This window comes from Variovorax sp. 01T439_2, assembly GCF_056398445.1.
In genome coordinates, this window is record NZ_JBFTPJ010000122.1 from 1 (window position 1) to 9,144 (window position 9,144).

The following is a 9,144-nucleotide window of genomic DNA, read 5'->3' on the forward strand; positions in this document are numbered from 1 at the left end:
ACAACAAGTGGTTCATGTCGCCGATTCCGCCCAAGGGCATCAACATCAACTATCCGCTCAACGCCGAGACGAAGGAGGCCTTTGCCAACCCGTCGTCCAAGGGCATCTGACCCTTCCTGCCGCATGACCCGCATCGCACTGATCCACGCGCTCTCGCACTCGGTTGCGCCCATCAACGCCGCCTTCGAGCGCGACTGGCCCGAGGCCGTGCGCATGAACCTGCTCGACGACAGCCTCTCGGCCGACCTCGCGCGCGGTGGCCGCGGGCTCGACGCGGCGATGCACGAGCGCTTTCAGCGGCTCGCGCAGTACGCGGTCGACACGGGTGCCAAGGGCATCCTCTTCACCTGCTCGGCCTTCGGGCCCTGCATCGAGGCCGTGGCGCAGCGGCATGCGGGCATTCCGTTGCTCAAGCCCAACGAGGCGATGGTGGCCGAGGCCGCGCAAGGGCAGGGCAAGCTCGGCCTCATCGCCACCTTCGCGGCCACGCTGGTGTCGATGCCGCCGGAGTTTCCGCCGGGCATCGCGCTCGAGCCCATGCTGGCCGAAGGCGCGCTCGACGCGCTGAACGCCGGCGACACGCAGCGGCACGATGCGTTGATTGCCGCCCAGGCGGCGGCGCTGCGCGAGCGCGGCTGCACGCGCATTGCGCTTGCGCAGTTCAGCATGGCGCGCGCGCGTGCCGCCTGCGAAGCGGCCAGCGGCCTGCCGGTGCTCACCACCGTCGACAGCGCGGTGCGGGCCCTGCGGCTGCGCACGGATCAGGCTCTTCGATAAAGCCCGCAGATGCCAGGGGCCAGCTGAACCTGGCCTGACTCGATGCCTCGCCATAATTGCTGCTCTTTAAAGGAGTAAGCGTGGACATCGTTTTGCTGGTGAAGGCCGCCGTCATGGGCATCGTCGAGGGGCTGACCGAATTTCTTCCGATCTCGTCGACAGGGCATCTGATTCTTGCGGGCTCGCTGCTCGGTTTCGATGACGACAAGGCCAAGGTGTTCGACATTGCCATCCAGACCGGTGCGATCTTCGCGGTGATCCTGGTGTACTGGCAGAAGATCCACTCCACCGTGGTGGCGTTGCCAAGGCAGGCCAAGGCGCGGCGCCTCGCGCTCAACGTGGTCATCGGATTTCTGCCCGCCGTGGTGCTGGGCCTGCTGTTCGGCAAGATGATCAAGGCGCACCTCTTCATTCCCGTGGTGGTGGCCAGCACCTTCATCATCGGCGGCTTCATCATCCTGTGGGCCGAGAAGCGGCCGCCGGGCTCGGTGCGCATCGAGCATGTCGACGACATGACGATGTGGGACGCCCTCAAGGTCGGCCTGGTGCAGTGCTTCGCGATGATCCCGGGCACCAGCCGCAGCGGCTCGACCATCATCGGCGGCATGCTGCTCGGCCTGTCGCGCCAGGCGGCCACCGACTTTTCGTTCTTCCTGGCCATTCCGACGCTGATCGGCGCCGGCGCCTACAGTCTCTACAAGGAGCGCGCGCTGCTGTCGGTGGCCGACATTCCGCTGTTCTCCGTGGGGCTGGTGTTCTCCTTCATCAGCGCCTGGCTCTGCGTGCGCTGGCTGCTGAAGTACATCAGCACGCACGACTTCATTCCCTTTGCCTGGTATCGCATCGCCTTCGGCATCGTGGTGCTGGCCACGGCGTGGACCGGCACGGTGGTCTGGGCGGAATAAGCGCAGCAGCCGGCCCGGCGCTCAGGCGCCGTTCCCGTGCCCCAGGATGGCGCTCGCGGCACGGGCTTCCTGCCGCACCGCGGTGGCGATCGGGCCGTCGATGGCCGGGTCGAAGCCGCCCGTGGCGCCCAGCGCAGTCAGCACGGCGCACACCCGGCCCGCATAGTCGTAGACCGGCGCCGCCACGGCGCTGATGCCGCGCAGGTAGGTGTCCTTCACGCTCGCGCAGCGGGCCAGTTGCACCTCGCGCCGCAGCTGGCCGATGGGGTCCTTCGCGTCCAGCGTGGCCCGCATGTCTTCCGGTGAATCGGCCAGTTCCTGCTCGGCCAGCGCCAGCACCCGCGACTCGTCGAGCAGGCCCAGGAACGCGCGGCCGGTGGCCGACCAGAGCATCGACATCACCGAGCCGGCGCGCACGTTCACCGTGACCGGCAGGCCCGGCTCCTCGAAGCGCACGATGGTCGGCCCCTTGTTGCCCATGACCGCGACGAAGCAGGTCACTTCCAGCGACTCGCGCAGCCGCACGAGGCAGGGCTCGGCCGCGCGGATCGGGTCCGCCTGGCGCATGGCGGCCAGGCCGATCTGGATGGCTTCCGTGCCCAGGTAGTAGTGCTGCGAGACGGCGTCCTGCAGCACCAGCCCTTCCTCCATCAGGCTGGCGAGGTAGCGGTGCACCTTGGCCGGGCTTTCGCCCACGTGGGCCGACAGGGCCGTCAGGCTGCTGCGGCCGCCCAGGTGGGCCAGCCCCTTGAGCACCGCCATGCCGGTCTCGGCCGATTGCACGCGCTGGCGGCGTTCGCGGGTCGCGGGGGAGAGAGGGGGGAGCTCCGGAGCTTGGGTCATGTGGGCTACATGTTAGGTGCTGGGACCGGGCGCCGAGCGGCCGCTCGGGTTCAGGGTTGTCCCTTGAATCAATATTACGCAATGCGTATGATAATTACGCAATACACAATCATGCCGGAGACATCCATGAAAAACCGCCTCGCTCGGTGCCTTGCCGTTCTTTCCCTTGCTGCCGTGGCAACAAGTGCCGGCGCCCAGGCCTTTCCCGCCAAGCCGATCCGCTGGCTCGTTCCGTACGCGGCCGGCGGCGGCTCCGACTTCCTGGCGCGCACGGTGGCGCAGACGCTCTCCACCCAGGTGGGGCAGCCGGTGCTGGTGGACAACAAGCCCGGCGGCAACACCGCGCTGGCCGCGGCCGAGACGGCGCGCGCGCCGGCCGACGGCTACACGGTGCTGTCGGCCGACAACGGCACGCTGGTGTTCAATCCGGCGCTCTACAAGTCGCTCTCGTACAGCCCGACCAAGGACCTGGCGCCCGTCACGCTGATGGGCAAGTTCCCGATGATCCTGGTGGTCGGCGCCAATTCCGGCATCGCGACGGCCAAGGATTTCATCGCCAGGGCCAAGGCCAAGCCGGGCGACGTGAGCTACGCCTCGGCCGGCGCCGGCAGCCCGCACCACCTGGCAATGGAACTGCTCAAGGTGGAGGCCGGCCTTTTCATGGTCCATGTGCCGTACCGCGGCGCGGCGCCGGCGCTGGCCGACGTGGTGGGAGGGCAGCTGCCGGCCATGATGGTGGACCTGGCGGCCGGCGCCGGCTTCATCAAGGGCGGCAAGGTCCGCGCGCTGGCGGTGGCCAACCCGACGCGCCTGCCGCAGCTGCCCGACGTGCCCACCTTCGCCGAGCTCGGCTACAAGAACGTCGAGGCCGCCGCGCTGGTCGGCGTGGTGGTGCCCTCGGCCACGCCGCCGGAGGTGGTGAACACGCTCAACCGCCAGCTGGTGGCGGCCATCCATGAGCCCTCGGTGAACAAGCGCATGGTCGACTTCGGCGTCGAGCCGGTCGGCAACACGCCCGCGCAGTACACCGCGCTGCTGAAGGTCGAGACCGTGCGCTGGCACAAGCTGATCCGCGACTTGAAGATCACGCTGGACTGAGTCTGCTGCCATGTCCGATACCGCCATGCCTTCGCGCACTTCCGGCTGCCCCGTCGCGCACGGGCCGCTGTCTTCCGAGCGCACGCCCACCGGCTGCCCTGTGAGCGCGCGCGCCGCCGAGTTCGACCCCTTCGAGGACGGCTACCAGCAGGACCCGCCCGAGTACGTGCGCTGGGCGCGCGAGAAGGAGCCGATCTTCTTCAGCCCCAAGCTCGGCTACTGGGTGATCACGCGCTACGACGACATCAAGGCGGTGTTCCGCGACAACATCACCTTCAGCCCCTCCAACGCGCTCGAGAAGATCACGCCCACCGGCGACGAGGCCAACGCCGTGCTCGCCTCCTACGGCTTCGCGCTGAACCGCACGCTGGTCAACGAGGACGAGCCCGCCCACATGCCGCGCCGCCGCGTGCTGATGGACCCGTTCACGCCCGAGGCGCTCAAGCACCACGAGCCGATGGTGCGCGAGCTGGCGCGCAGCTATGTCGACCGCTTCATCGACGACGGCCGTGCCGATCTCGTCGACCAGATGCTGTGGGAAATTCCGCTGACCGTGGCACTGCACTTCCTTGGCGTGCCCGAGGAAGACATGGACACGCTTCGCAAGTATTCGATCGCGCACACCGTCAATACCTGGGGCCGGCCCAAGCCCGAGGAGCAGGTGGCCGTGGCGCATGCGGTCGGCAACTTCTGGCAGTACGCCGGCAAGGTGCTCGAGAAGATGCGGCGGGACCCCGACGYGCCCGGCTGGATGCAGTACGGCATCCGCAAGCAGAAGCTGCACCCCGAGGTGGTGACCGATTCGTACCTGCACTCGATGATGATGGCCGGCATCGTGGCCGCGCACGAGACCACCGCCAATGCCACCGCCAATGCAGTCAAGCTGCTGCTGCAGCATCCGCAGGTGTGGCAGGAACTGTGCGAAGACCCGGGCCTCATTCCCAACGCGGTGGAAGAGTGCCTGCGCCACAACGGCTCGGTGGCCGCGTGGCGGCGCCTCGTCACGCGGGACACGCAGGTGGGCGGCGTCGACCTGCCGGCCGGCTCGCGGCTCTTGATCGTCACCTCGTCGGCCAATCATGACGAGGCGCATTTTTCCGATGCCGACCTGTTCGACATCCGCCGCGACAACGCCAGCGACCACCTGACCTTCGGCTACGGCTCGCACCAGTGCATGGGCAAGAACCTCGCGCGCATGGAAATGCAGATCTTCCTGGAGGAATTCACGCGGCGGCTGCCGCACATGCGGCTCTCGGAGCAGCGCTTCAGCTACGTGCCGAACACCTCGTTCCGCGGGCCCGAGCACCTGTGGGTCGAGTGGGACCCTGCGGCCAATCCGGAGCGCAGGAACCCCGCGCTGCGCGAGGTGCAGGTGCCGGTGCGCATCGGCGAGCCCTCGCGGCACGCGATCACGCGGCCGGTGGTGGTGGAGCGCGTGACGCCGGTGGCCGAAGGCATCGTCAAGCTGCGCCTGGTGTCGCCCGATGGCAAGCCGCTGCCGCGCTGGACCGCCGGTTCGCACATCGACGTGGAATGCGGCTCGCCCGAGCGGTCGCGCCAGTATTCGCTGTGCGGCGATCCGGGCGAAGCCGGCGTGCTCGAGATCGCGGTGCTGCATGAGCCCGAGGGCCGCGGCGGCTCGGCCTGGGTGCATGCGCAGGTGAAGGCCGGCGACCGGCTGCGCATCCGCGGGCCGCGCAACCACTTCCGGCTCGACGAGTCGCTGGCGAAGGCGATCTTCATCGCGGGCGGCATCGGCATCACGCCCGTCAGCGCGATGGCGCGCCGCGCGAAGGCGCTCGGCATGGACTACGAGCTGCACTACAGCGGCCGCAGCCGCGCGCGCATGGCCTTCCTGGACGAGCTCGCGGCGCTGCACGGCGAGCGGCTGCAGGTCCATGCGAGCGACGAAGGGCGGCGCTGCGACCTGCGCGCACTGCTCGCCGAGCCGGTGGCCGGTGCGCAGGTCTATGCCTGCGGACCGCTGCGCATGCTCGAGGCGCTCGAAGACTGCTGCGCCGCCTGGCCCGAGGGTGCCTTGCGCGTCGAGCATTTCGAGTCGACGCTCGCCACCCTCGATCCGTCGAAGGAGCAGGCCTTCGAGGTCGAGCTGAAGGATTCGGGCCTCGTGGTCACCGTGCCGCCCGGCCAGACCCTGCTGTCGGCGCTGCGCGCCGCCAACGTCGACGTGCAGAGCGACTGCGAGGAGGGCCTGTGCGGCTCCTGCGAAGTGCGGGTGCTGTCCGGCAAGGTCGATCACCGCGACGTGGTGCTGACCCGCCCGGAACGCGAGGCCCACAACAAGATGATGGCCTGCTGCTCGCGCGCCTGCGAAGGCCGGCTGGTGCTCGAGCTCTAGGGCTGGTCAGCGCGCCAGGGCGTGCCCGCCGCCCATGTGCGCCGTCTCGGCGCGCGAGCCGAGCGCCAGCTTTCTGTAGATGCCCTTGATGCGGCATTCCACCGCCAGCCGGGGCATGGCCAGCGCCTGGGCGACGTCGCGGTGCTCGAGCCCCTGCACCACCAGTTCGAGCGTCTTGCGCTCCTGCGGCGTCAGCGCCGCTTCGGGCATCGACCCCGGATCGGCCGCGTGCCCCGCATGCCAGGCCAGCACGCGCCGCGCAATGGCCGGATCGATGGTGGCGCCGCCCTGCTCGATGCTGCGCAGGCCGATGCTCAGCTCGAGGTCGTCGCGCTCCTTCAGGAGATAGGCCACCGCGCCGGCGCGGAGTGCGGAAAAAATGGCTTCTTCGCTGCGGGAGGCGGAAATGGCCACGGCGGGCACTTGCGGATGGTGGGCCTGCAGCCATTCGACGAGCTCGACCGCGTCGTCGCCAGGCAGGCCGATGTCCACCAGCATCACGCCGAAGCTCGGCTTTTCCAGCAGCTGCATGGCCATCTCGGCATCGTCGGCCCAGGTGATCTGCGGCTCGTCGCAGCCGAGTGTGGGCAGGATGTAACGCAGGCGTTCCTGCATTGCCGTGTCGTTTTCGACCACGAGCACCGAGCTCAGCGAAACGGTTTCGGCGGCTTCCGAGGAGAACATTTGGGCGGCATTCTGAGACTGTGGCCGAGAAACTGGGACGTTTCGACTTATTTTGCGCGAATGTTGCCGGAATTGACATTTATGTCCCCCGGTTTGCCCATGCCCTGAACAGGGCCTTGCACAGAGGGGCCGGACCGGGTGGCGCAACCTGCTTCGGCAAGGGCCGGGACGGGGGTGCGCAGGCCCCTCAGGACGCCGCTGCCAGCGGCATGCGCAGCGCCAGCTGCGTCTGGCCGGGGCGCGATTGCAGCTGCAGTTCGGCCCCCAGGCGGCGTGCGCGCGTGCGCAGGCTGCGCAAGCCCGCGCCGGCGCCCTTGTCGGCGCCGTCCACCACGAAGCCGCGGCCGTCGTCGCGCACGCTGAGCTGCAGTTCGGCGCCGGTGCGCGTCACCGCCACGTCGACGCGGCGGCTTGCGCTGTGCTTGAGCACGTTGGTCAACGCCTCCTGCAGGAAGCGCAGCAGATCCAGGCTCTGTGACGGCGGCAGCTCGAGCGTCTCGATGTTCGATACCTGCCAGCGGCAGTCGATGCCGTTCGCGTCGAGCAGCTGAGAGGTGCGGTGCCGCAGGGGCACGAGCAGTTCGCCGAAGGCCCGCGTGCCATCGTGCTGGCCGGTGGCCTCGATGATCAGCCGCAGGTCGTCGCGCAAGCGCTTGAGCATGGCGAGCAGTTCGGGCGCGGAGAGTTTCTCGGGTTTGCGTTCGAGCGTTGCGATGCTGCCGACCAGCATGCCGCCCAGCCCGTCGTGCAGGTCGCTCGCGAGGTTCACCCGCTCGCCGATGCGCGCATGCGCCAGCTCGAGCGCATGCTGCTGCGCCAGCGTGACGCCGAGTTCGGCCTTGGCCGCGTTCACTTCCTCGATCAGCTCGGTGTTGAAGTTCTCGATGCGCTTCAGGCTCTGCACGAAGCGCCCGGCCTGCGTCAGCGCCATGCCCAGCAGCAGGCCGTACGAGGACATGGTCGTGTAGTAGATGTTGCTGTCGATCACCTGCGTGAACACCAGCAGGTCGTGCGCGCCCGTTGCCGCCGACAGGGCCATGAAGGGCGCGAGCGAGCGCATCGGGCTGCGGCGATGGCGCAAGGCATGGACCAGCGCGGCGCTGTTCACCGCAATGATCGTGAGGCCGCCCACCAGCGTCCAGACGGCGCGGTGAGCGAGCAGGTTGGCGGAGCCGGCGAGCCACAGGTCGAGCACGCCGGCCACCGCGACCAGCAGCGCAAGGCCTTCCAGCCGCGGCATGCGTCGCTCGCAGAAGCGCAGCGCGAACACGGCGTAGGACACACTGAAGAGCAGCAGCAGCGAGGTGTTCAGCGCCTGCCAGCTGTGGTTGCTCGCAAAGGGCCAGGGGCTGGTGGCGATCTGGTTGTAGCCGAACAGGAGCCACAGCACCGACATCAGCGCGAACCAGCCGTAGGCCGTCTCGCGCCGGCGCATGGCCCACAGCGCAGCAAAGAAGGCCGAGACCGCGGCGCTCACCGCGAGGCCGAGCATCTGGAGATCGCGGCGCCAGACGCGCTCGAGTCCGTACTCCGCCTGCATGGCCGCGGGTGCGCCGAGGCTGACCGGACCCAGGCCGGCCTGGTAGGCGGACAGGCCCGAGACGCGCACCAGCAGCGTGTTGCGGCCCGCCCGCAGCAGCGGCGGCGCCAGCAGCCAGTAGCGCGGGCTGTTCCAGGCGCGGGTCAGCGGCTCGACCAGGCTCTGGTCGCGCCAGATCGGGGTGCCGTTGAACGACACCGCGCCGGCCATGTTGAGGTAGTGCAGCAGCAGGCYGGCCTCGGCGACCTCGGCGGGCTGGTCCCAGGTGAGCCGGTACCAGACCACGCCGTCGAAGCCGGGCCAGCGCGCAGCCCAGCTGTCGGGCAGGGCGACGGGCGTCCAGCCATCAGCCGGCGGGCCGGCGTCGTCCCAGCCGGTGCCGCGCACGGCTTCGACATGGAATGCAGCCCGGAATGCAGGAGCGGGCTGCGCCTGCGCCAGGCCGGCCGCGGCGAGAAGAAGAACAACAACACCAAGGAGGAAGCCGGCGCCGGCCCGTGYAGCAAGCCATGCCGCAAGGCCCCGGCGCGCTCGTCGGCGGCCGGCCTGCGGTGGAGATTCTTCGTACGGCATTTACCAGCTTTCGGGGATGGCTTGGTCGGGATGCGAAATACACACTTCGTCTTACTTGTTTTATTTGCTTTCAAGGAGGAAGTCCATGCCCACACGAATCCATGACAGCGGCGCCCAAGTCGGCTTGCATGAGGCGCCAGCCGGAAAACAGCGGTGGGTGCGCGCATTCCGGCATCTGCCCGCGGTCGCGCTGCTGGTCGGGGGAAGCGCCTACGCAGCGGGTTTTGTCGATGGGAGTGCAGGCAATGCCGGTCCGGGAACCATCAACGGGACGGCAGGAACCGGTGGCGCTGCGGCCGCTGTCTCGGGAGACGGAGCCACCGCGCTCGGTGCGGGCGGCGACGGAGGCATGGGCACTGCGGGCG

At 68.9% G+C, this 9,144-nt stretch carries 7 protein-coding genes and 2 pseudogenes; 6 read left to right on the forward strand and 3 right to left on the reverse strand.

Annotated elements, in window-relative coordinates:
• From AC1DOC_RS08380 to AC1DOC_RS08390, 3 genes and pseudogenes are all read left to right on the forward strand, one after another.
• A pseudogene (locus AC1DOC_RS08380) lies at window positions 1–110 on the forward strand (amino acid ABC transporter substrate-binding protein); the annotation flags it as partial.
• A gap of 13 nt (window positions 111–123) precedes the next feature.
• Entirely contained in the window at window positions 124–777 is a 654-nt protein-coding gene (locus tag AC1DOC_RS08385; protein ID WP_478080647.1) for an aspartate/glutamate racemase family protein, read from the forward strand.
• Window positions 778–857: 80 nt separating this feature from the next.
• Window positions 858–1,682 carry an undecaprenyl-diphosphate phosphatase gene (locus tag AC1DOC_RS08390; RefSeq protein WP_012748694.1) on the forward strand — a complete coding sequence of 275 codons (825 nt, stop codon included), beginning with the start codon at window positions 858–860 and terminating at the stop codon, window positions 1,680–1,682.
• Between the two features lie 21 nt (window positions 1,683–1,703).
• Here the strand turns inward: AC1DOC_RS08390 and AC1DOC_RS08395 are convergent, their stop codons facing one another.
• Entirely contained in the window at window positions 1,704–2,525 is an 822-nt protein-coding gene (locus tag AC1DOC_RS08395; RefSeq protein ID WP_062366306.1) for an IclR family transcriptional regulator, read from the reverse strand.
• 126 nt (window positions 2,526–2,651) lie between these two features.
• Here AC1DOC_RS08395 and AC1DOC_RS08400 point away from each other — a divergent pair, with 126 nt between their 5' ends.
• Both AC1DOC_RS08400 and AC1DOC_RS08405 read left to right on the forward strand, forming a co-directional pair.
• Window positions 2,652–3,623, forward strand: a complete 972-nt coding sequence (locus AC1DOC_RS08400; RefSeq protein WP_478080648.1) for a Bug family tripartite tricarboxylate transporter substrate binding protein — start codon at window positions 2,652–2,654, stop codon at window positions 3,621–3,623.
• Between the two features lie 10 nt (window positions 3,624–3,633).
• Complete coding sequence (locus tag AC1DOC_RS08405; protein ID WP_478129653.1) at window positions 3,634–5,982, forward strand: cytochrome P450; 2,349 nt, start codon at window positions 3,634–3,636, stop codon at window positions 5,980–5,982.
• Window positions 5,983–5,988: 6 nt separating this feature from the next.
• Here AC1DOC_RS08405 and AC1DOC_RS08410 read toward each other — a convergent pair whose 3' ends face one another.
• Both AC1DOC_RS08410 and AC1DOC_RS08415 read right to left on the reverse strand, forming a co-directional pair.
• Window positions 5,989–6,666 (reverse strand): response regulator, encoded by a 678-nt coding sequence (locus AC1DOC_RS08410; protein ID WP_478080650.1) that lies wholly within the window; start codon window positions 6,664–6,666, stop codon window positions 5,989–5,991.
• A 187-nt stretch (window positions 6,667–6,853) separates the two neighbouring features.
• Window positions 6,854–8,779: a sensor histidine kinase gene (locus tag AC1DOC_RS08415; RefSeq protein WP_478129654.1), complete on the reverse strand. Its 1,926-nt coding sequence runs from the start codon at window positions 8,777–8,779 to the stop codon at window positions 6,854–6,856.
• A gap of 85 nt (window positions 8,780–8,864) precedes the next feature.
• On the opposite strand from AC1DOC_RS08415, the pseudogene AC1DOC_RS08420 reads away from it, so the two are divergent.
• Window positions 8,865–9,144: pseudogene (locus tag AC1DOC_RS08420) on the forward strand (hypothetical protein); the annotation flags it as partial.